Genomic DNA, 21,193 nt, shown 5'->3' with positions numbered 1-21,193 from the left:
AGCTTTGTGATTAGGTTTATTTGTTAAAATCCGAGCTAGTTTAATAAAAAATCGCAGGAATAATATGGAAAGAATTCTAGTAGTTGATGATAATAAGGCACTTGCTAAGCTAATCGTCATGCAGATGGAAAAGAGCATTGAGGATATGGCGATCGACGTTGCGTATGATTTTGCCGAAGCCAAGATGCTTATTAGCGAGCACGGCAAAGATTATTTTATGACTATCTTGGATCTAAATTTGCCCGACGCACCAAATGGTGAGATCGTTGATTACGTCCTTGCACAAGGGCTCTGTGCTATCGTTTTAACTGGCAGCATCGATGATAAGACGAAAGAATTTTTTATAAACAAAGATATAGTTGATTACGTCTATAAAGGCAACATGGATGATATCAACTATATCTTTCAAATGATAAATAGACTAAGCAAAAATAGACAATACAAAGTCCTTGTCGTTGAGGACTCGCTGCCTTTTAGAAATATGATAAAAAAAATCTTAACTAGTCTTCAGTTTAAGGTCCTAGCAGCAGCTCACGGCGAAGAGGCGATGAGCTATTTTGCTGATAATCCTGATATAAATTTAATCATAACTGACTATAGAATGCCTGTCAAAGATGGTTTAGAAGTCTTAAAAGAGGTTAGAAAAGAGAAAGATAAAAACCACCTTGGCGTGATCGTCATGACCTCGCCTAGCGAAAAGACTGATGCTTCGATATTTTTAAAAAATGGAGCTAGCGACTTTATAGCAAAGCCATTTTCAAAAGAAGAGCTCATTTGCCGTGTAAATAACACCATTGAGGCGATGGAAAATATAAATAAGATAGCAAATTTTGCCAACCGCGACTTTTTGACTGGCGCTTACAATAGAAGATTTTTTTATCAAGATATAGAAGAGTACGTCCAAGCGGCTGAAGAGCTTGATGAGCCTTATGCATTTGCTATGCTTGATATAGATCACTTTAAAAAGATAAATGACACATACGGACATGATGGTGGTGACAAGATACTAAAATCACTCGCAAAGATACTGACTGACAACACAAAAGGAAGAGATGTAGTCGCTAGGTTTGGTGGTGAGGAATTTTGTGTCGTTCTTAAAAAGATAGCAAAAGAGGAGGCAATTAAATTTTTTGTAAATTTAAGAGCAAAAGTGGCTGAAAATGAGGTAATTATAAAAGATAAGATCGTAAGAGTGACCGTCTCTATCGGCATATCTTTTGGAAAAGGTCACTGCGAGATAGATGATATGCTCGAAGCTTGTGACTCAGCGCTTTATGTCGCAAAAGAAAATGGCAGAAATAGGGTAGAAATAGCTTTATGATTATAGATACGCATTGTCATTTGGATAGTAAAGTTTATGATTTTGACCTAGAGCAAATTTTATCTGAAGCCAGAAATTTAGGGCTAAAAGGCTTTATTATCCCTGGAGCTGATATTAATGATTTACCAAAAGCGGCTAAAATAGCGCACGAAAAAAATGATATTTTCTTTGCCGTTGGGGTTCATCCCTATGATAAAGAAAATTTTAATATAGAGACTTTAAGAGAATTTGCCAAAGACAAAAAGTGCGTGGCTATCGGCGAATGTGGGCTTGACTACTACCGCTTGCCAAAAGATGAAGATGAAAAGCTAAGAGAAAAAGCTGATCAAAAACGTGTTTTTTTAGCTCAACTTGATTTGGCAGTTGAGTTAAAAAAACCCGTTATCCTCCACATCAGAGAGGCTAATGAGGACTCTTTTAACATCTTAAAAGAGTATGCGCCAAAGCTTGAAGCTGGAGCGGTTTTGCATTGTTATAATGCTTCGCCACTTCTTTTGGAGCTTTGTAAATTTGGGAATTTTTACTTTGGCATAGGTGGCGTTTTGACATTTAAAAACGCTAAGAATTTAGTTGAAATTCTGCCAAAAATTCCTTTTGATAGGGTATTGATAGAGACTGACGCCCCTTATCTCACGCCAGAACCAAATCGTGGTAAGAGAAATGAGCCGGCGTTTACGACATTTGTTGCTAAAAAGATAGCTGAAATTTTAAACCTTGAATTTGAAGTAGTTTGCAAAACGACTTCAAATAATGCCAAAAGGTTATTTAAGTGCTTTGCCTAAATTTTGGGCATTGTGCTTGCTTAAGATGCTAGCATCATTAAGCTTTGACACGAAAAAGGATAGAAATGAAAGCAATGCTTAAGATATTTTTATTATTTGCATGTAGCACCTTGCTACTAGCAAACGCCCCTGAGAAGAGCTCTTATGACACTCAGGTTAAAATTTTAAAGGAGCTAGACATCGATGCTAGCTTTATGAAAACTTCTCACTATGCAAAGATGAGACAAGGCATACAAAACTCACAGGTAAGAACATTTACAGATGCCTTGAAAAATGGCTATATGTATATACCAATGATTAAAGAGCAGATCAAAAAATCAGGCGTGCCTGAGTCGTTTTTCTATCTAGCGATGATAGAGTCAGGCTTTTCAAATCACACTGTTTCAAACGCTAAAGCTACTGGTATGTGGCAGTTTATGGAGCAAACAGCAAGAATTCACGGCCTAAAAGTAGGTCAATACACCGATGAGAGAAAAGATCCGGTTGAATCAACTGTCGCAGCTACAAACTATCTAAGATCACTTAAAAATCAATTTGGCAAATGGTACTTGGCAGCAATGGCATATAACTGCGGCGATGGTGCGCTAAAAAAAGCTATACAAAAAGCTGGTACAGACGATCTTGTCACACTTCTTGACGCTGAGAAAAAATACCTCCCAGCTGAGACTAGAAATTTCATCATTAAAATTTTAAGAGCAGCATATATAGCAAAAGATGCGGACTTTTTGATATCTAAAGAGTCATCTTTGCTAAACATAAATGGCGGATTAAGACTTACGAAAGTAAAAGTGCCTGGCGGTACAAATTTAGCTCAGATAGGCGATAGCATCGGTCTTAGCACAAAAAAAATGAAAAGTAATAACCCACATTTAAAATTTGTATTTACTCCTCCAACTTTAAAAGATTATTACGTTTATATCCCTGAAAATAAAAAGCAACTTTTCTCAGATAATTTCAAACCATTTAATGGCAAAAATAACTTCTACGCATACACTGTCAAAAAAGGCGAGACCTTGCTTTCTATCTCTAAAAAGACAGGCGTTAGTCACAGAGCGATCAAGGACTACAACGAGCTTAGCACAAACGCAGTAAGTTATAATCAAAAACTAATAATCCCTTTTTCTACTCAAAATAAATCTCACAACTACGTAGTTCAAACAGGCGATACAATCGCATCTTTATCAAAGAAATTTAATGTAAGCGAAAAAGATATAAAAGATGCAAATTCTTTGGCTAGTTCAAATTTAAATGTCGGAGCAAATATTGTCATACCGTAAGAGCCTAAATTTCTACTTAGGACTAAGTTTTACACTTCTAATCACTGGTTGTTCTTGGAGCGGGGCTCCATTTACTCCAAGTGGCCCAACTAATGTAAGAGGCAACAACTCCGCCTCAGTTCAAAAAGCAACAATGAGACCATACACGATAAATGGCAAAACATACTATCCGACAGTCGTAAGTGTCGGCGATAAAGCCAGCGGAACGGCAAGTTGGTATGGTCCAAATTTTCACGGCAAAACAACATCTAATGGCGAAGTTTATAATATGTATAATATGACTGCGGCGCATAAGACTTTGCCGATGAATACAATACTTAAAGTAACAAATTTAAGAAATCAAAAAAGCGTCATCGTGCGTGTAAATGATAGAGGACCTTTTGTGGCTGACAGGGTGCTTGACCTTTCAAAAGCAGCTGCGATGAAGCTCGATGTCATCGGCACTGGTACAGCTCCAGTTAGTATGGAGGTTATCGGCTTTAATGAAGACATTAACGCTGTTACAACCGCTAGCGCACAACCAACAAAACCAACAAGCACTGGCATAAAAGTGCCAAATCCAGTCTCTCCAACGGCCCCAGTTGGCGGTATCGTGATCTCATCAGAGCAACGCGTTGTGGGTGGAGATTTTATGGTACAAATTGGCTCGTTTAAAAACCTTGAAGGCGCAAACAGATACCAAAGAGAGCATAAAAGCATAGATGGTTATAGATCAGTCGTTAAGACATTTACGATAGATGGCTCAACCATTTATAGGGTATTTTTAAATGGCTTTAGAAGCGAGGACGAGGCTAGGGATTACGCAAGAAGCGGTAAATTCCAAGGCGCATTTATAGTAAGAGGTTAGGGCGTGAGAGAGGAAATTTTAGAACTAACTAGAAATACAAAAGAGACGCAAATCTCAATGAAGCTCAAAATTTACGGCTCTGGGGTTGCAAAGATAAGCACAGGCATTGGCTTTTTTGACCATATGCTTGAAGCTTTTACCAAGCACTCTTTGCTCGATCTTGAAATTTCATGCAAGGGCGACACGCATGTGGATTTTCACCACAGCGTCGAGGATGTAGGCATAGTTTTAGGACAGCTTTTAAGAGAGGCTTTATATCCATTAAGCGGTGTTGAGAGGTTTGGCGAGGCTAGTGTTGTTATGGATGAGGCGGCTGTTTTTTGCGCGCTAGATCTTAGTAACAGGGCTTACCTTGTATATGAAAATTTTAATGAAAATGCCAAAGTTGGCGAGTTTGACACTGAGCTTGTGGAGGAGTTTTTTAGAGCAGTTGCCATAAATTCAGCCATCACTCTTCATCTAAATCAAATTCGTGGCAAAAACACTCATCACATCATCGAAGCAACGTTTAAATCATTTGCTGTAGCACTCCGCAGAGCGCTTGCTAAAAACGCAAGGATCGGCACTCCAAGCACTAAGGGCGTTTTATGATAGAAATTATATTTTTAGACGTTGATGGGTGCCTCACTGATGGCAAGATCATCTACAATGCAAACGGCGAAGAGCTTAAATTTTTTGATGTAAAAGATGGCTACGCGATAGAGAGCTGGCTAAAGCTTGGCAAGAAAGTAGCTATCATCACTGGCAGAAAGTCGGCTATCGTTGAGCGAAGGGCTGAGGATCTAAAGATAAATCACGTCTATCAAGGCGTTGGCGATAAATTTGAAGTAGCAAGCGAGATATTAAAATTTGAAGGGCTTAGCTTTAAAAACGCAGCAGCTATCGGTGATGACTATAACGACTATAAAATTTTAGACGCAGTTGCATGGAGCTTTAAGCCAAAAGATGCCATTAAAGAGCTTGATGTAAAGACAAAGCTAAAGCACAAAGGTGGCAATGGCGCTGTTAGAGAGATGATCGAGATGATCATAAAATCAGAAAATTTATATGATGAGTGGTCTAAGCGTTGGTTGTAAAAATTTTCTACTTCGTCGTGGCCATTTTTAGTGCTGTGATGATATTTTTAGCGGCTCAAGACCCATACCTAGCAAACGTGCTAAAGGTTGATACCAAGATATCAAATATGCAGGTAAATGACGTGGTTGATTATGAGATAAACTCGACCAAGATAAGCGGAGTTTATGAGAGTGACGAGCTAAACAGATATAGCGATAGGGATGAATTTTTAGACTTTAAAGCGAGAATTTTAAGGGGAAATTTAAGACATTTTCTAAGCTCAGACAAGGCTATCTCGCAAAACGATGAGATAATCTTTCAAAAAAATGCAAACTATGAAAACAACGATAGTTTGAAATTTAAAAGCGATGAAGTTATATATAACACAAAGACAAAAATAGTAAGATCAGAGGCAAATTTCACAGTCACTAGAAACGGCGATAGGGCACTAGGCGAGAGCGGAAGCTACGATCTAAATAAAAAACAAACGCAGATAAAAGGGTTAAGGGCATGGGTAGAAGAAAAGCAGCGATTTTAGCAATGATTTTGGGCTTTACATTTTTAAATGCAGAGCAGGTTGAGATCACATCAAACGATTTTTTTGCTGACGAAAACAAGCAGATCAGTGAATTTGTAGGCAATGTAAATATCAAAAAAGGCTCATACGATGAGCTAAAGGCAAACAAAGTCGTTGTGCATTTTGATAAAAAGCGCCAGCCAGTAAAATATGTAGCCACAGGCAACGCCAGAGCTAAAATTTTCATGAAAGATAAGCACTATGACGGCAAGGGCGATACGCTCACATACGAGCCAGCAAAGCAGATATACACAGTAACTGGCAATGGCTATTTGCACGAAGTGGAGACTGATAAAAATGTCTATGGCGAAAAGATCGTGGTCAATCAAAAAGATGGCACATATAGCGTAAATAGCGACGAGAAGAAACCGGTTAAATTTATCTTTCAGATCGAGGATAAAACCAAGTGATAAGAGCCTTGAGCGCTAAATTTATCACATCAAGCCCAAGCATAAAGGAGGCTCCAAGCTTTGTGACAAGCGAGGTGGTCTTTTTGGGTAGGTCAAATGTGGGTAAAAGTAGCCTCATAAACGCACTTGTAAATCAAAAAAATTTAGCCAAAAGCTCGTCTACGCCGGGCAAAACGCAGCTTATAAATTTCTTTGAGGCTGAGTTTTGTGAGGAAAAAGAAGAGAGTGAAAAAGAGAAATTTAAGCTCATCTTGGTCGATCTACCAGGCTTTGGCTACGCAAAAGTTGCAAAGTCAAGACACGACGAGTGGCGCAAAAATTTAGATGAGTTTTTGAAATTTAGAAGCGACATCAGACTTTTTATACATCTAATCGACGCTAGACATTTTGACTTAGACATCGACGTAAACGTGGATTCATACCTAAAAAGCTTTTTAAGAGCTGATCAGAAAATCTTAAATTTATACACAAAAAGCGACAAGCTAAATCAAAGCCAAAAGAGTGCGATAATGAAATTTGACCCAAGTGGCATTTTGGTCTCGACACTCAGCAAAAGCGGTATCGACAAGGCACGGGAAGCTATCATAAACCACGCTCTTGGTAGGTAAAATGCAAACCATAAGCAGCTTAGATATTAAAATTTTTAAAGGCTTTTGGTGGGTCATTTTTTTGCTCTCTTACGAGATCGCAACTACGCAGTTTGGCTTCTTGCCGCCACTTATTGGCATCTTTTTTACCTATATGATTTTGGAGTATTCAAGAAAGCAAAAGCAGTATGATGAGTTTAAGCCTTCGTGGTATTTTTCACTCGTTTTTTTGGTCTTTGCCGAGCAAATTCATGGCTTTTATCTCTTCTCAACGATCATTGCGTTTTTGCTATTTTACAACTTCGTGCTAGACTGGCTCTATACGACGATGAAATGGCGAAACTGCCTGCTCATCATCTTTGTCGCCTCTGGCTATGTGCTAACTTTTCTTGTAAATAACCTTTTTGCCTACGTCTTAAACGAGCCAAATTTGACTTTTAGCACAGAGTATCTATTTTTCATAGCGCTTGAAAGTGTGCTTGCTATCGTGCTTTTTAGGGATAAAGTGCTATGAGGATGCGTATCGTTTTTGGCGTGATCGCTCTTTTTTGGATCATGCTTTTGGGGCGGATTTACCACCTAAGTGTCAATTCAAATACTTATTACAACGAGATCGCCGAGCAAAATGCGATAAAAACTATCTACATACCGCCAGTTAGAGGCATCATCTTTGATGCACACGACAAGCCTATGGCGGTCAATCGCCTTGGCTTTTCTATCTATGTAAAGCCGCACCTTAGCGCTAATAAAAAGGTGAAAATTTTAGACGACGAGTTAGCCTATATCGGCTCGCTATTTGGTGATCTAAACGTCACTAAGCTTAAAAATGAATATATCAAAAACGACTCAGCCTACAACCAAGACTTTATAAACGTGGTCGAATTTGTTGATTATGATAAATTTCTGCCATTTTTTGCGCCCCTTTCTCTGCGTGAAAATTTAGAGATAAGACCCGCATCAAAACGCCACTATCCATACAACGACCTAGCTTCTCACATCATCGGCTACGTCGGTAGGGCAAATCAAAAAGATATGGAAAATGACCCCTTGACAAAGCTTACAAACTATATTGGCAGAAGTGGCGTCGAGCGCTTTTATAACCCTATCTTGCAAGGAATTCAAGGCTTTAAAAAGATCAAGGTAAATGCGCTAAATGAGGAGATCGAGCAGGTGAGCTATCAAGCGCCACAAAGTCAAAACATAAAGCTCGCCGTCGATCTTGAGCTGCAGCAGTTCGTCGCTGATGTCTTTGGTAAGGATGCAGGAAGCGTCATAGTTATGAGCCTAAAAGATGGCGCCATCATCGCAGCAGGAAGCTTTCCTGAGTATGATCTAAATCCGTTTGTGCTTGGGATTTCTCAGGCTGAGTGGGAAGAGCTTGTAAAAAACGTCGATCACCCATTTACAAATAAGCTAATAAACGGCCTCTATCCGCCAGGATCTGTCATAAAAATGGGTATGGCGCTTGCTTTTTTGGACAATGGCATGAACAAATATGATAGCTTTTTTTGCAGTGGCTCGTATGAGCTTGGAGGGCGTAAATTTCGCTGCTGGAACTCGCATGGTCATGGCACGGTCAATATGAACACGGCCATTAGAGAGAGTTGCGATGACTATTTTTACAAGGGTAGTCAAAAGATCGGCATAGACGCCATTGTGCCGATACTTGAGCGTATGGGCTTTGGTAGAAAAACGGAGGTTGATTTGCCAAATGAGTTTGTGGGGACCTTGCCAAGCAGGGAATGGAAGATGAGGAAGTATGGCAAGGCGTGGTTTCAAGGCGAGACGCTCATCACCTCTATCGGACAGGGAAATTTTCTAGTCACGCCTATGCAGGTGGCTAAATACACAGCAGGCCTTGCAACTGGGCTAAATGTGACGCCACATTTTTTAAAGAGCATCGATGGCAAGGATGTTGATTTTACGCCAACAGATGATGCTTTTACACCGTTTGAGAAGTCACAGCTACCCGCCATTAGGCATGCGATGTATGAGGTGGCAAATCACCCAAGAGGTACGGCAAATAGGCACTTTGTGGGAAGTCTTGTAAAGGTTGCGGCAAAGACTGGAACCGCTCAGGTCGTTGGCATCTCGCAAACTGAAAAGAAACGTATGAAAGAGGAGGATATGGCGTATCTGCAAAGATCTCACGCGTGGATGACGACCTATGCGCCTTTTGAGGATCCACAATACGTCATCACGATGGTTGTCGAACACGGCGGTCACGGTGGTAGCGCTGCTGGACCAAAGATCTCTCAAATTTATAACAAACTAGTTGAAATGGGATATATAAAGCTAGATAAAGTCCAGACTGAGAAAGATAAAAAACAATAAATTCTATCTCCAAAAATTACTAAATTTATCTGCGTTATTTGTTTGATTGCAAAACGTAAAATAGTTCTTGAAATATAAAAAATATAATTAATGATTAGCTACCTTATGGGTGACATGTATTCTTAATTTTGATATTAATTAAAATAAATATTTAAATTTGTAATGAAGTGATTAAAAATAGTTTTTGAAATTTTAGCCCAAGAAAGGGCTAAAATTTATGGATTATAGACCTTCAAAAGGATTTGAAGCTACGTCTTTGCGATCAACTATGTAAGGTATGATAGCTGCGTGGCGAGCTCTCTTGATCGCTTTTTCTACCATCTCTTGGTATCTTTTTGATGTGCCAGTTAGGCGTCTTGGCATGATTTTAAATCTCTCTGACAAGCAATACTTCAAAAGTGAAGTGTCTTTGTAGTCTATAAAATCAATTTTTGCTTCTGTAAATTTGCAATATTTGCGTGAATATTTTCTTTTTTCTGCCATTTTTTATCCTTTAAAATTAAAACGGTATTTCTTCATTGTTGAAACTATCAGCATCAACGTCTATATCAGGAACTTCTGAATAACTCTCTTGCTTTCTTTGCGGCGCAGCTTGTGGTCTAGCTTCTTGTTGGCGGTTATATTGGTTATTTTGATATCCGCCTTGCTGTCCGTAGCCACCGCTATTTTGGCTATTCATAGAGTATCCGCCTTGTTGCGTTTGGTTATTTGAGCCAAGCATCTCCATGCTTTCAACGGCGATAGAGTGTTTTGAACGATTTTGTCCGTTATTGTCGGTCCACTGATCAAATTTGAGTCTTCCTTCGATAAGCAGCTTCGATCCCTTGTTGAGATATTGGTTTGCTATCTCTGCACTCTTGCCAAAAAATGATATATCAATAAAGCAAGTCTCATCTCTTCTTTCCCCATTTGAGGTGATTTTGCGTGTCACAGCTATACTAGAATTTCCTATGGCAACGCCGCTAGTAGTATATCTAAGCTCTATATCTCTGGTTAAATTTCCAACTAATACTACTTTATTGAACATTTTTTATCCTTGATTATTCTTCTGTAAATGTTTGCTCGTCTACTTTTTCAGCTCTTGGCTCGCGTGGTGCTCTTGGCTCGCGAGGTTCTTTTTTTATAGTTTGCTTGATACCTTTGCAAAGTCTTTCCCAAGCTGCGATTTCGCGTTTGTTTTCATATTTAACGCTTAAAAATCTTATGATATCTTCTGTAATCCTTACGTTTCTTGTAAGCTCTGCAAGAAGTGCTGGTGGAGCTTTGTAGTAGATAACAAAATATGTTCCACGCTCATATTTTTTGATGGTATAAGCTAGCTTTCTAGTGCCCATCTCAACGACAGTAGCGATCTCGCCGCCGTTTTTTGTTATGACTTCTTTTACGAAATCAACCTTAGCTTTAACTTCCTCTTCCGTCAATGTCGGCTTAAGAATGAATAAAAGCTCGTAATGTTTCATTTTTTCTCCTTATGGATATTTAGCTCACTTTGTGAGCAAGGATTTTGCATTAAGCAAGGGTGGATTTTAGCTTAAATTTACTTAATATTTGCTGTTGATATGAGGTGTTGCAGATTTAAAATGGTTGATAAAACGAAAATTTCTTTATCCATTTTTGTATTTGTTTTTAGCTCTAGCTCGGCTAAATTTAGCGTTTTAAATATCTCTAAATAGGCATTTAAGCTTAGCTTTAAGCTATTTGCTTTTAGTAAATTTGCCACATTTACAGGTGGCTGATAGCCGATCGCTTTGTCTAAATTTAAGCGGCCATTTATCTTGATGTAAGAGTAAATTTTAAATAGCCTAAAAAAAGCTTTGTAAAGTGAGTTTAAAAGTAAAATTTCATTAAAATTTGGATCTTCTAAGTAGGTAAAAAAGTCGTTTTTTATATCTTTTAGAGCCATAAATTTATTGAAAAAATCGTCAAAATTTATCCCACCAAGTCCAAAAACTAGCCTTTTTACATCGTCTTGTTCGATGTGGATGTTTAGGCTCTTTAGTTTTGTAAGCTCGCTTGCTGCAAGGTATAAATTTTCATTATGTGTAAAATAAAGCTCATAAAGTGCATTTTTGGTTATATTTAGACCTATTTTAGCTGAGCTTTTGGCTAGTAAATTTATCGCTTCATCTGGGTTTGAGGGCTTAAAAAATCTAGCAAAATTTGTCCCAAATGTCTTTTGCGTATCAAAAACTAGCTTCATATCAGCCTCATAAAGCTCGAACAAAAAGTAGTTGTCATGGCTTTTTGAGCAAAGCGAGATGAGCTCTTTTAGCTCTTTTGCCGGGATCTTTTTGTCGCTTTTTACATAGAGGATATTTTTGCCGCCAAAAAGCGACTGCTCGCTTAGGTGAGAGCTTGCTTGAGCGTAGTTGTACTCGTCAAAATAAAGGCTTAATAAATTTGCATCTTCGCTTGAGTAAAAGCTCAAAATTTCCTTGCCAAAAAGCTCTATCTGAAACTCATCCGCCCCAAAAAGCAAGAAGTAGTTGCTTAAATTTGCATTTGCTAAATTTAGCTCTAAATCTTTTCTATACATCGATCTTTCTTACTACTTTTGCAAAAATTTTAGCGCTCGCGATGTCGGCCTCTGTGATCTTTACGACAAGCTTTTGAAGTAAATTTGCGCTGTATCCAGTGATGAAAATCCTAGCTCCAACAAAGTAATCATCAAGCTTAGCGACCAAAACATTTTGGTTTTCGCTCACGTAGCAGCGCACCTCTTTGCCGATGTTTGCAGCTGCCCAGCGTGCAAATTTCCTATCCATAAAGTCATAGGCTACCTTGTCGGCCTCTCTTTCAAGCTCGCTTAAGGTTGCGCAGGTGCTTTGGATGTTTAAAAGCAAGAAGTTGTAAAGCTTCTCATCTTTTGAAATTTTAGCCTTTAAGAGTCTGTGTAAAATAAGGTCAGAATAGCGTCTAATAGGGCTTGTAAAGTGCGTGTATCTATCAAATCCAAGCCCAAAGTGGCCTAAATTTTCACTTGAGTATTCAGCCTTTTTTTGAGACTTGATGATGAGCTTATCTATCTCTTCGCGGTTGCCCATTTCATCGGCCTTTGTTTGGATCTTTCTTATTAAATTTGCAAGGTCGCTCTCGTAGGCAAAGTCAAGCCCCAAAAGCTGCAAGTCCTCAAGCAAGGTATCTATCTTTTTAAAATCAGGCGAAGCGTGGTTTCTAAAAACGCCTTTTGTGATGAGCTTTGCGGCGGCTTTATTTGCTAAAAGCATGCAGTCCTCGACTAGTCTGTGTGAGTCGGAGTCACTTTCAAACCTAGTTTGCGAAATTTGACCCTCGTCATCAAGGCTCATTCTAAGCTCTTTTGTCCTAAAGTCAAATGCGTGCAAAAGCCTTTTTTTGCGAAGCTTCGTGGTGAGTTTAAAAAGTGGCTTGATCCATGAAATTTCACACTCTCTTTTGCCTTCTAAAATTTCATCGATCTCATCGTAGTTAAAGCGCCTTTTTGAAAGGATGATCGCCTCAAAAAGCTCCTCTTTTTTTACCTCGTTGTTTGCATCGAGTGAAATTTTAAAACAAAATGCAAGGCGTGGCACGTCTGGTTTTAGCGAGCAGATATTTTCACTAAGTGCTCTTGGTAACATCGGCACTGAAATGTGCGGAAAGTAGATAGAAAAGCCTCTTTTTTTAGCCTCGCTATCAATGGCGCTATACGCGGTCACATACTCGCTTACATCGGCGATTGCTACGTAAATTTCGCGCTTTTTCTCATCAAAATATATGGCATCGTCGAAGTCTTTGGCATCGACTGGATCGATCGTGCAAAACTCTAAATTTCTTAGATCAACTCTGTTTGGATACATGCTAGCATCGACTTCATCGCCAAATGCCTTTGCTTCAAGCTCGCAAGCCTCGCTAAATTTATCGTTTTTATTATAAATAGCAAGCGAAATTTTCTCATCGCTTAGCGGATCTTCTAAATTTCCTAAAACATCGACTATTTCGTTGTTTAGGTTGTTTATCTTTAGTAGCGTCCCAAGCGGGAGCATCTTTAGGCTTTTTTGTGTTGCCTTTAGGGTTGTGCTTAACCCTGTTTTTAAATTTACCCCTAAAATGGCCGCCCCAAAGCGTTTTGTATAGACCACGCTTGTCTCATTTGCAAGCTTTAGGCTCATCACTATCTTAGCGCTTTGGCGTTTTTTCTTAAGCGGCAAAAGCTTTGCTAGCACGATATCGCCAAGGTGAGAGTTGTTTAAATTTTTATTTTCGACGATGATATCTTGCTTGAAGCGCTTGTCAAATGGCATGATAAAGCCAGTTGCATTTTGGCTGATGTCTAGCTTGCCGCAGACATAGCCGTTGTTTAGGTAAAATTTATCTTTATGAGAGCTTACGGCACCAAGATTTAGGAGATTACGCAAGACCTCTTTATCTTCGTTTGATATCTCTTTTTCTTTGATGCCAACGAGAAGTGATGTTAAAAATTCTTTCACAAATTGTCTTTGACTTTGCTAACAGCCATTAAAAATGTATCTCTCTCAAAGCCATATTCGTTTATAAGAAGTGTTGCGTTATTTACGCTCACATCGTCAAGCTGGTTAAAGATATTAACCGCTGTTTTTACCACTTTTAGTGCCCTTGCGTACTCTTTTATATGGTCAGGTGCCTCTTCTGGAGTGTTTGAGTAGAGGATAGAATTTCCAAGCTCTATCTCTAAATTCCACTGCTCAAAAATTTTAGCCGTGACCTCTTCGTTTGTGATGTCTAAAATTTCAGACTCTAAAAGCGCAAGATCATAGGTAGATGAAATTTGTTTTAACTTTGTTTTAAACTCAGCAACTTGGTTGTTTTCTGTGAGTTCATGAGCTAAAACGATCTTGCCAACTTCAAGCATAAATGAAGCAGGAGAGAGAATTTCTAGATTTTTAGGTTTTATCTTAGAGTACCAGTGATACATCAAAGCATTTTGCATGATTGAGATATTTAAAAAATCTTGTGCGGTAATGTCATACGGCTCTAAATTTATAGAAAAGGTCTTTTTAATGGCACTTGATAGCGCAAAACCGCGGATAGTAGCCATGCCAAAAAGTGAAATGGCTCTTGCGATAGTTGTGATCTCTTGAGAAAAACCGTAAAGTGGTGAGTTTGCTGAACGCAAGATATTTGCTGTTAGCATAGGGTCTTTCTCGACCACTTTTGTGAGGTCATTTATCGAGCTATTTTCGTCAGCATGTAGGCGCTGGATCTGTATGACAGTGTCGTCTAGTGGCGGAAGCGCTTTGATTTTTTTAAAAATTGATTCATTCATGTAAAGTGACTCTTTTGGTTAAAAATTTTTTCACATTATAGCAAAAAGCTGCAGCATAAAACTTAAAGATACTTTTTTGCTCTTTTTCAGCAACGTTTTTGTTGCTAAAATGTATAATTTCGCCAAATTTTAACAATAGGAGAAACAATGGCTATAAATGTTTATTATGATAAAGACTGCGATTTAAGCCTTATTCAAAGTAAAAAAGTAGCGATCATTGGCTTTGGCTCACAAGGTCACGCACACGCTGAAAATTTAAGAGATAATGGTGTAAGCGTCGTAATCGGTCTTGCAAAAGGCGGTAAAAGCTGGGCAAAAGCTGAGGCAAAGGGCTTTGAGGTAAAAACTGTTAGCGAAGCTACAAAAAGCGCTGATGTAGTTATGATCCTAACACCAGACGAACTTCAAGCTGAAATTTATAAAAATGAGATCGAGCCAAATTTAAAAGATCATGCTGCTATCGCGTTTGGACATGGTTTTAACGTTCATTTTGGACAGATCAAAGCTCCAGCAAACATAGACGTCATCATGATCGCTCCAAAAGCTCCAGGACACACAGTTAGAAGTGAATTTTTAAGGGGTGGCGGCATACCTGATCTTATCGCTGTTGAGCAAAACGCAAGTGGAAAGGCTAAAGAGATCGCTCTAAGCTATGCTTGCGGCATAGGTGGCGGTAGAACTGGCATCATTGAGACAACATTTAAAGATGAAACTGAAACAGATTTATTTGGCGAGCAAGCTGTGCTTTGCGGTGGTCTTTGCGCGCTTGTAAATGCTGGATTTGATACACTTGTAGAGGCTGGATATGAGCCTGAGATGGCGTATTTTGAGTGTTTGCATGAGCTAAAACTAATCGTTGATCTAATGTATCAAGGTGGCATGGCTGATATGCGCTACTCTATCTCAAACACAGCTGAATACGGCGACTACGTAAGCGGCGTAAGAGTAGTTGGCGAAGAGAGCAGAAAAGCTATGAAAGAAGTTTTAAGAGAAATTCAAAATGGCAAATTTGCAAAAGACTTCATCCTAGAGAGAAAAGCAGGATATGTTAGAATGAACGCTGAGCGCGGTATAGCTGAGAGAAGCTTGCTAAATAAAACTGGCAAAAAACTTCGCGCAATGATGCCTTGGATAACTAACGGCAAACTTATAGATCAAAGCAAAAACTAAGCCTTGAGCGAAAAAAAGACTACAAAGAAGCGTCCTGCGAAAAAGAGTGCAGGTCGCTCTCATAATAAAATTTTACTTGGTATCGGTGTTATCGCTGCTATTTTGATAGTGGCACTCATCGCAGCTCTTAGCATCAAAAACAAAGATGTTGAGCAGATAAGTAAAGTAAATGAGCCAAAGAGCGAGAAGCAAATTTCAAAAAAAACAGAGCAAAAAGTTGCTAGCAAAGATAAAAAACAAGAGTATGAGAAGAGAAAATACCCTCTAAAATTTGATGAAGATGAAAATTTAAGTAAAATTTTTACCGATCCTAAACACAAAAGCGAACTTGCTCTAAAGCCAAAAACTGAGCCAAAAGAGCAAAAAAAGATAACTCCTGAGATAAAACCTGAAGTAAAAGTAGAAACTAAAAAAGAAGAGCCAAAAAAAGAGCAAAACGATACGAAAAATTTGCTTGCAAATTTATATAAAAATATGCAAAGTAGCGCAGATGCGAGCTCTGAAGCAAAGAGTGAAGAAAAACCTGAGTCAAAGGTCGAGCAAGTAATCGAGCCATTTTACGCAGGCAAGACAGAGACAAAAACAGAGCAAAACAAAAGCGCTGAAGCAAATTTAAGCGTAAAAGAAAATTTAAAGCATAGTGAAATTTTAAAACCAGAACCGGCTAAAAAAAGTGAGGTTGAGCCTAGCAAAAAAGATAAGAAGCAAATTTACAGCGAAAAACCGCAAAAAGAGAGTGCGAAAAAAGATGACTTCGTTGTTGTGCCATTTACCTCAAATAGCAGCGTAAAAGGGCGTGCTAAGCTAGTGTTAATAATCGATGATGTGGCGACATTTGAGCATGCTAGCATGGTAAAGTCAATCGGTCTAAAGATAACGCCGTCTATTTTTCCAGCGACAAAAACTCACCCAGATACACCAAATATCGCTAGGTCGTTTGAGTTTTATATGATACATCTACCGATGCAGGCAAAGCACTTTGATAGCCCAGAGATAGGCACTCTAACGATAAATGAGAGCTTTGAGAGTATGCATGAAAAGATAAAAAAGATACGCAAAGACTTCCCGCGTGCAAAATATACAAACAATCACACAGGATCGCGTTTCACGAGTGATTATGACGCGATGGACAAGGCTTATAGAGCACTGATAGAGCAGGGTTTTATCTTCGTTGATAGCAAAACTATCGCTCAAACTGCGGTGGCAAGGGCTGCGAAAAAGTATAATCAGCCTTACATTTCACGAGATATATTTTTAGATGATGATCCATCGGCTAGTGCTGTCAGACGTGAGCTTGTGGCTGCTGTAAATTTAGCCAAAAAAAGGGGCTATGCGATCGCCATCGGACATCCAAAGAAAAATACGATTGCAGTGATAAAAGCTAGCAAAAACAACATCTTAAAAGATGTAGAAGTTGTTTATCTAAAAGATATTTTATGAAGCTTGAAATCATCCCAGAGGCGCTAAATAGGCTAAAAAATCCCCCAAAAGAGCTAAATTTCATAGGTGACACCTCGCTTCTTAGCATGCCAAAAGTCGCAGTCGTTGGCTCAAGAAAGGCAAGTGTCTATACAAAAGAGTGCGTCACAGCACTTTGCGCAGCGCTAAAAAGCGCAAATGTCTGCGTGGTAAGCGGCGGGGCTATCGGCGTGGATATCACGGCGCACAAGGCTGCCATGCCGCGAACTATCGGCGTTTTTGCAAATGGACTTGATATCATCTATCCAGCTCAAAATAGGGCGTCGATAAAAGAAATTTATGAAAAAGGCTTGGCTCTAAGCGAGTATGACGATGGCGAGCCACCGATTGCGTATAGATTTTTAGAACGAAACCGCATAGTTGTGGGGCTTGCACAAGCTCTGGTTGTTGCTCAGGCTGATCTAAGAAGCGGCTCTATGCAAAGTGCAAGGCTTGCAAATGAGCTTAAAATCCCTCTTTTTGTCCTACCTCAACGCATAAATGAGAGCAATGGGACAAATGCCTTGCTAGCTAGCAAAAAGGCCGAGCTTATCGATGATTATGTTAAATTTGCCTCACTTTTTGGCGAGGTAAAAGAGCAAGAAAAAACAAGCGACGAGATCTTGAAATTTTGCAAAAACGGAGTTAGTCTTGATGAAGCATTGTCTAAATTTGGCGAGATTATCTATGAATACGAGCTTGATGGGCTAGTTGAAATTTCAAATTTAAGAGTAAAAAGCGCGCTATGAGAGAGAAATTTATGGCGATCGATGTTGGACTAAAGCGCATAGGGCTTGCTTTTGGCTTTGGCGAGGTCGTGACGCCCCTTGAGCCAGTTCTCAGAAAAAACAGAAATCAAGCCGCAAGAGATGTGAGCCAAAAAGTAAATGAATACGCTCCAAACACGCTTGTAGTGGGCGTGCCAATCGGCGGTAGTAGCGAAGATGAGATGAGAAGGCGCATCGAACATTTTGTCTCGCTTCTTGACGTGCAGGCTAATATCGTTTATCAAGACGAGGCATTTAGCAGCAGCGAGGCAAGCGAAATTTACACCGATACAAAGCGTGATGGCAGGCTTGATAGCGTCTCGGCCACTATCATATTAAAGAGATACCTAAAAATTTTATAAATTTCTAGCCACTATCCCCAAAGTCTCGTGCAAACTATCGCTAGTAAATGGCTGTCTAAGTGTAGTCATCTTCTCGCTTTTGATGCTTTTGGCTTCATCCTTGCTGATGATGACAATGTAGAAATTCTTAAGCTTTTGATAAGTTAGCATCTCATCAAGCCTTGTTTTGTCGCTTAGATACTCCTTTTGCACGAAGATGATGTCTGGCTTAAAAATGGCATCTTTTATGTGTAAATTTAAACTCTCAAAGCTCTTTTGCTTGCTGAGCTTCAGCCCTGTAAAGCTTAGCTCATGACTGAGCGTTAAAAATAAATTTTCGTCATCGCAAGCTATTATCGCATTTTTGCCTAAGAGGCTTGCTATCTCGACGCTTTGCCTTTTAAATGTCCCGCTTTTTGGTAGTGGCACGCTTATGCTTATGCTAAAGCCATCTTCAGCTTTACTCATCTTGGCATTTAGCTCTTTTAGTAGCTCGCCAGCTTCTTTAACTAGCCTCTCATTTGGCTTTTGCGGGCATGAAGTGCATCTTATATGTATGTCAAAATGCACTAAACTTAGGCTGTAGCTTACTAGAGTAAAGGAGATCAGCAGTTTTGAGTTGCTTACGTCATTTAGGTAAAATTTGCTTAAATTTTTGATCGCGCCTATTAGCTTATGCGCTTCAAAGCTTAGATAGCGTGGGTAGTTTGGGTTGTAGTTAAAGACGATGGCGTTGTTTCTAGCTGTTGCGTCCTTAAAAAGTGCTTCTAAAAAAAGCTCCATTTGCGCGACAAAATCGACATTTTTCATATCACAAGCATCCCATCGCCATAAGAGTAAAATCTATACTTTTCACTAACTGCCGTTTCATAAATCCTCATCGTCTCTTCAAGCCCTATAAAGCTAGTAACTAGCATGATCAGTGTTGATTTTGGCAGGTGAAAATTTGTTAAAAGGTAGTTTTGTCTGATTGGTCTATTATTTAAATTTAAAAATAGCTTGCAAAAGCCGCTTGGCTGCTTGCTCCTTGCAAATTCTTCAACGCATCTAGTAACCGTCGTGCCAACGCCAAGGATTGGCTTATCTGAGTTTATGATCTCTTGAGCTTTTTCACTTAGTTCGTAAAACTCAGAGTGCATTTTGTGATCATTTATGTTTTGGCACTCCACGCCCTTAAATGTCCCAGCACCCACGTGAAGCGTTATGTAGGCGACCTCGTGCTTTGCCTTTATCTGCTCTAGCATCTGCTCGCTAAAGTGCAGACTAGCTGTCGGAGCTGCTACTGCGCCGCTATTTTTGGCAAATATACTTTGATACCAGCTCTCGTCGTCCTTAGTATCAGCTCTTTTTATATATGGCGGAAGTGGGACGTGGCCGATCTTTTCTAGCTCGCTAAAAAGTCGCGCCGTATCTAAAATAACGCCATCTTTGGTGAAATTTACCACCCTTGAGCCATCATCATTTAGCTCAAGCACATTTACCTTTATATCATCAGCGAAATTTAAAACGCTGCCGACACTTACTTTGCCCCTTATATAGACGCTAAATTTATTATCATTAAGCGGTTGATTTAGCATCACTTCGCAAGCTCCGCCGCTTTGTTTGTGTCCTAAAATGCGGGCCTTAACTACCTTTGTATTATTAAAAATGACCGCCGCGTCCTCTGGGATGAGACTGGCTAGATCTTTAAATTTATAGTGCTTTATCTCTTTTGTCTTTTTAAGATAAACAAGCAGTCTTGCCTCTTCTTTGGGCAAAACTGGCTCTTTTGCGATGAGCTCGTTAGGCAAAAAGTAGTCGTAGCTTGAGATATCGTTTATATCACTCATCGCCCGCGTCGCTGTTTGTGTCGCTATCTTCTTCATCATCGTCGCTTTTGCCAGCTCTTTTGGCTACGATGATAGAAATTCCATAAAGTCCGATGAGTGGCAGTGCCATTAAAATTTGACTTATAACATCTGGCGGTGTGACGATGGCTGCGAAGATAAAGATGACGACTACTGCGTATCTGAAGTAGTCTTTTAGCATCTTGTCATCGACTAGGCCTATCTTTGCTAAGAAAAATGTAATGACTGGCAGCTCAAATGAAATTCCAAAGCCGATTAGTAGCTTTGTAAAAAAGCCCACGTACTCGCCTATGCTTGGCAGCGCCGTAAAGAGCTGACCGCCAAAATTTACCAAAAATGTAAAGCCAAGCGGGATGACCACATAGTAGCAAAACGCCGCCCCGCACGCAAACATAAATGAAGCAGAGAGGACAAATGGGATCACATATTTTTTTTCATTATCATAAAGTCCAGGTGCGACAAATAGCCAAAACTGCCAAAAAATGATGGGCAAAGCAAGCACCAAACCAGCAAAAAAGGCGACCTTCATCGCAGTGAAAAATGGCTCTTGGATCTGTGTAAAGATGATGTTTGAGCCAGCTGGCAAGACCTGCTTTAGCGGCTCGCTCATCCATGCAAGCAGTGGATTCCAAAATGTAAAGCAGATGCCAAAACAGACAAAAACGCTTACTATGCTTATAAAAAGCCTCTTTCTAAGTTCGATCAAATGGGGTCTTAGCTCTTCAAACATCACGCCTCTTTTTTATCGTTTAAGATCGCATCTTTAACTAAATTTGTTGGATTTTGTATATTTTCTACCGTTTTTTTCGTGTCGCTTACGACGTTTTGTATGCTCTCAGTGACGTCGCTTGCGCTTTTTTTGATCTCGTCAAGCTCTTCAAAAGTGAGTTTTTTACGCACGCTTTGAGCGCTTTGGGTTATGCTCTCTTTATATTTTTGAGCGTCCTCTTTTAGCTCGGCTATCTTCATCTCTTGATCAAATGTTGATTTTGCGTCATTTATGCCTTTTTTAAACATCTTTAGAAATTTGGCGATCTGCACCATAGCGCTTGGCAGCTTGTCAGGGCCCAAAACTAGCACGGCGATCACGGCGATGACCAAGATCTCAGAAAAACTCATTCCAAACATTTTTGCCTCTGTTAAATTTTATTTAAGC

25 protein-coding genes are annotated in these 21,193 nt (G+C 39.5%); 15 read left to right on the top strand and 10 right to left on the bottom strand.

The genetic code is table 11. The features are described from left to right. Positions 1–64 precede the first annotated feature (64 nt). The 11 genes from F3G91_RS02980 (at position 65) to mrdA (ending at position 9,191) form a co-directional block, all read left to right on the top strand. The gene (locus F3G91_RS02980; protein WP_149700638.1) at positions 65–1,321 is read left to right on the top strand and encodes a diguanylate cyclase; all 1,257 of its coding nucleotides are present in this window, start codon (positions 65–67) and stop codon (positions 1,319–1,321) included. Continuing rightward, complete coding sequence (locus F3G91_RS02975) at positions 1,318–2,103, top strand: TatD family hydrolase (protein WP_149700637.1); 786 nt, start codon at positions 1,318–1,320, stop codon at positions 2,101–2,103. The genes F3G91_RS02980 and F3G91_RS02975 overlap by 4 nt, the downstream gene beginning before the upstream one ends. A gap of 65 nt (positions 2,104–2,168) precedes the next feature. Beyond that, positions 2,169–3,380, top strand: coding sequence for a lytic transglycosylase domain-containing protein (locus F3G91_RS02970; RefSeq protein ID WP_021092790.1), 1,212 nt, complete (start codon positions 2,169–2,171; stop codon positions 3,378–3,380). Continuing rightward, complete coding sequence (locus F3G91_RS02965; protein ID WP_009294185.1) at positions 3,367–4,227, top strand: septal ring lytic transglycosylase RlpA family protein; 861 nt, start codon at positions 3,367–3,369, stop codon at positions 4,225–4,227. The genes F3G91_RS02970 and F3G91_RS02965 overlap by 14 nt, the downstream gene beginning before the upstream one ends. A gap of 15 nt (positions 4,228–4,242) precedes the next feature. Continuing rightward, the gene (gene hisB / locus F3G91_RS02960; protein WP_035142394.1) at positions 4,243–4,818 is read left to right on the top strand and encodes an imidazoleglycerol-phosphate dehydratase HisB; all 576 of its coding nucleotides are present in this window, start codon (positions 4,243–4,245) and stop codon (positions 4,816–4,818) included. Continuing rightward, the gene (locus F3G91_RS02955; protein WP_004317467.1) at positions 4,815–5,303 is read left to right on the top strand and encodes a KdsC family phosphatase; all 489 of its coding nucleotides are present in this window, start codon (positions 4,815–4,817) and stop codon (positions 5,301–5,303) included. The genes hisB and F3G91_RS02955 overlap by 4 nt, the downstream gene beginning before the upstream one ends. After that, positions 5,294–5,821, top strand: a complete 528-nt coding sequence (gene lptC, locus F3G91_RS02950) for an LPS export ABC transporter periplasmic protein LptC (RefSeq protein ID WP_149700636.1) — start codon at positions 5,294–5,296, stop codon at positions 5,819–5,821. The genes F3G91_RS02955 and lptC overlap by 10 nt, the downstream gene beginning before the upstream one ends. Beyond that, positions 5,794–6,270: a lipopolysaccharide transport periplasmic protein LptA gene (gene lptA / locus F3G91_RS02945; protein WP_149700635.1), complete on the top strand. Its 477-nt coding sequence runs from the start codon at positions 5,794–5,796 to the stop codon at positions 6,268–6,270. Before lptC ends, lptA begins: the two co-directional genes overlap by 28 nt. Beyond that, a complete protein-coding gene (gene yihA, locus F3G91_RS02940; protein ID WP_149700634.1) occupies positions 6,267–6,878 on the top strand; it encodes a ribosome biogenesis GTP-binding protein YihA/YsxC in 612 nt (203 codons plus the stop codon). Before lptA ends, yihA begins: the two co-directional genes overlap by 4 nt. A 1-nt stretch (position 6,879) precedes the next feature. Then, complete coding sequence (locus F3G91_RS02935; RefSeq protein WP_149700633.1) at positions 6,880–7,371, top strand: hypothetical protein; 492 nt, start codon at positions 6,880–6,882, stop codon at positions 7,369–7,371. Then, complete coding sequence (mrdA, locus tag F3G91_RS02930) at positions 7,368–9,191, top strand: penicillin-binding protein 2 (RefSeq protein WP_149700632.1); 1,824 nt, start codon at positions 7,368–7,370, stop codon at positions 9,189–9,191. The genes F3G91_RS02935 and mrdA overlap by 4 nt, the downstream gene beginning before the upstream one ends. Before the next feature lie 222 nt (positions 9,192–9,413). Here mrdA and rpsR read toward each other — a convergent pair whose 3' ends face one another. The 6 genes from rpsR to F3G91_RS02900 all read right to left on the bottom strand — a co-directional run bounded on the left by rpsR (position 9,414) and on the right by F3G91_RS02900 (position 14,454). Further along, the gene (gene rpsR, locus F3G91_RS02925; protein ID WP_087582546.1) at positions 9,414–9,674 is read right to left on the bottom strand and encodes a 30S ribosomal protein S18; all 261 of its coding nucleotides are present in this window, start codon (positions 9,672–9,674) and stop codon (positions 9,414–9,416) included. 16 nt (positions 9,675–9,690) lie between these two features. After that, positions 9,691–10,218: a single-stranded DNA-binding protein gene (locus F3G91_RS02920; protein ID WP_021087759.1), complete on the bottom strand. Its 528-nt coding sequence runs from the start codon at positions 10,216–10,218 to the stop codon at positions 9,691–9,693. 13 nt (positions 10,219–10,231) lie between these two features. Then, positions 10,232–10,651 (bottom strand): 30S ribosomal protein S6, encoded by a 420-nt coding sequence (gene rpsF, locus F3G91_RS02915; protein WP_004317779.1) that lies wholly within the window; start codon positions 10,649–10,651, stop codon positions 10,232–10,234. 77 nt (positions 10,652–10,728) lie between these two features. Further along, on the bottom strand, positions 10,729–11,727 hold the full coding sequence (gene holA / locus F3G91_RS02910; RefSeq protein ID WP_149700631.1) for a DNA polymerase III subunit delta: 999 nt from the start codon (positions 11,725–11,727) through the stop codon (positions 10,729–10,731). Further along, a complete protein-coding gene (locus tag F3G91_RS02905; protein WP_149700630.1) occupies positions 11,720–13,639 on the bottom strand; it encodes an RNB domain-containing ribonuclease in 1,920 nt (639 codons plus the stop codon). Before F3G91_RS02905 ends, holA begins: the two co-directional genes overlap by 8 nt. Beyond that, a complete protein-coding gene (locus F3G91_RS02900) occupies positions 13,636–14,454 on the bottom strand; it encodes an HDOD domain-containing protein (RefSeq protein ID WP_012140069.1) in 819 nt (272 codons plus the stop codon). Before F3G91_RS02900 ends, F3G91_RS02905 begins: the two co-directional genes overlap by 4 nt. Positions 14,455–14,601: 147 nt before the next feature. On the opposite strand from F3G91_RS02900, the gene ilvC reads away from it, so the two are divergent. From ilvC to ruvX, 4 genes are read left to right on the top strand one after another with little or no spacing between them, the layout of a single operon-like run. Further along, positions 14,602–15,624: a ketol-acid reductoisomerase gene (ilvC, locus tag F3G91_RS02895; RefSeq protein ID WP_149700629.1), complete on the top strand. Its 1,023-nt coding sequence runs from the start codon at positions 14,602–14,604 to the stop codon at positions 15,622–15,624. Between the two features lie 3 nt (positions 15,625–15,627). Next, positions 15,628–17,064, top strand: a complete 1,437-nt coding sequence (locus F3G91_RS02890; RefSeq protein ID WP_149700628.1) for a divergent polysaccharide deacetylase family protein — start codon at positions 15,628–15,630, stop codon at positions 17,062–17,064. Beyond that, positions 17,061–17,831: a DNA-processing protein DprA gene (dprA, locus tag F3G91_RS02885; protein ID WP_149700627.1), complete on the top strand. Its 771-nt coding sequence runs from the start codon at positions 17,061–17,063 to the stop codon at positions 17,829–17,831. Before F3G91_RS02890 ends, dprA begins: the two co-directional genes overlap by 4 nt. Next, positions 17,828–18,211, top strand: coding sequence for a Holliday junction resolvase RuvX (gene ruvX, locus F3G91_RS02880; protein WP_149700626.1), 384 nt, complete (start codon positions 17,828–17,830; stop codon positions 18,209–18,211). The genes dprA and ruvX overlap by 4 nt, the downstream gene beginning before the upstream one ends. Here ruvX and F3G91_RS02875 read toward each other — a convergent pair. The 4 genes from F3G91_RS02875 to tatB are packed head-to-tail and all read right to left on the bottom strand — an operon-like array spanning position 18,206 to position 21,165. Next, positions 18,206–19,000 (bottom strand): hypothetical protein, encoded by a 795-nt coding sequence (locus F3G91_RS02875; RefSeq protein ID WP_149700625.1) that lies wholly within the window; start codon positions 18,998–19,000, stop codon positions 18,206–18,208. The genes ruvX and F3G91_RS02875 overlap by 6 nt on opposite strands. Further along, positions 18,997–20,019 (bottom strand): tRNA preQ1(34) S-adenosylmethionine ribosyltransferase-isomerase QueA, encoded by a 1,023-nt coding sequence (gene queA, locus F3G91_RS02870; protein ID WP_103612050.1) that lies wholly within the window; start codon positions 20,017–20,019, stop codon positions 18,997–18,999. Before queA ends, F3G91_RS02875 begins: the two co-directional genes overlap by 4 nt. After that, positions 20,012–20,767 carry a twin-arginine translocase subunit TatC gene (gene tatC / locus F3G91_RS02865; protein ID WP_103570348.1) on the bottom strand — a complete coding sequence of 252 codons (756 nt, stop codon included), beginning with the start codon at positions 20,765–20,767 and terminating at the stop codon, positions 20,012–20,014. The genes queA and tatC overlap by 8 nt, the downstream gene beginning before the upstream one ends. Then, entirely contained in the window at positions 20,767–21,165 is a 399-nt protein-coding gene (tatB, locus tag F3G91_RS02860; RefSeq protein ID WP_012140063.1) for a Sec-independent protein translocase protein TatB, read from the bottom strand. Before tatB ends, tatC begins: the two co-directional genes overlap by 1 nt. Between the last annotated feature and the right edge of the window lie 28 nt (positions 21,166–21,193).

The organism is Campylobacter concisus, from assembly GCF_902460715.1.
Taxonomy (GTDB): Bacteria; Campylobacterota; Campylobacteria; order Campylobacterales; family Campylobacteraceae; genus Campylobacter_A; species Campylobacter_A concisus_AK.
Note: the sequence above shows the minus strand (reverse complement) of the source record. Positions and strands in the feature narration are given on the sequence as shown.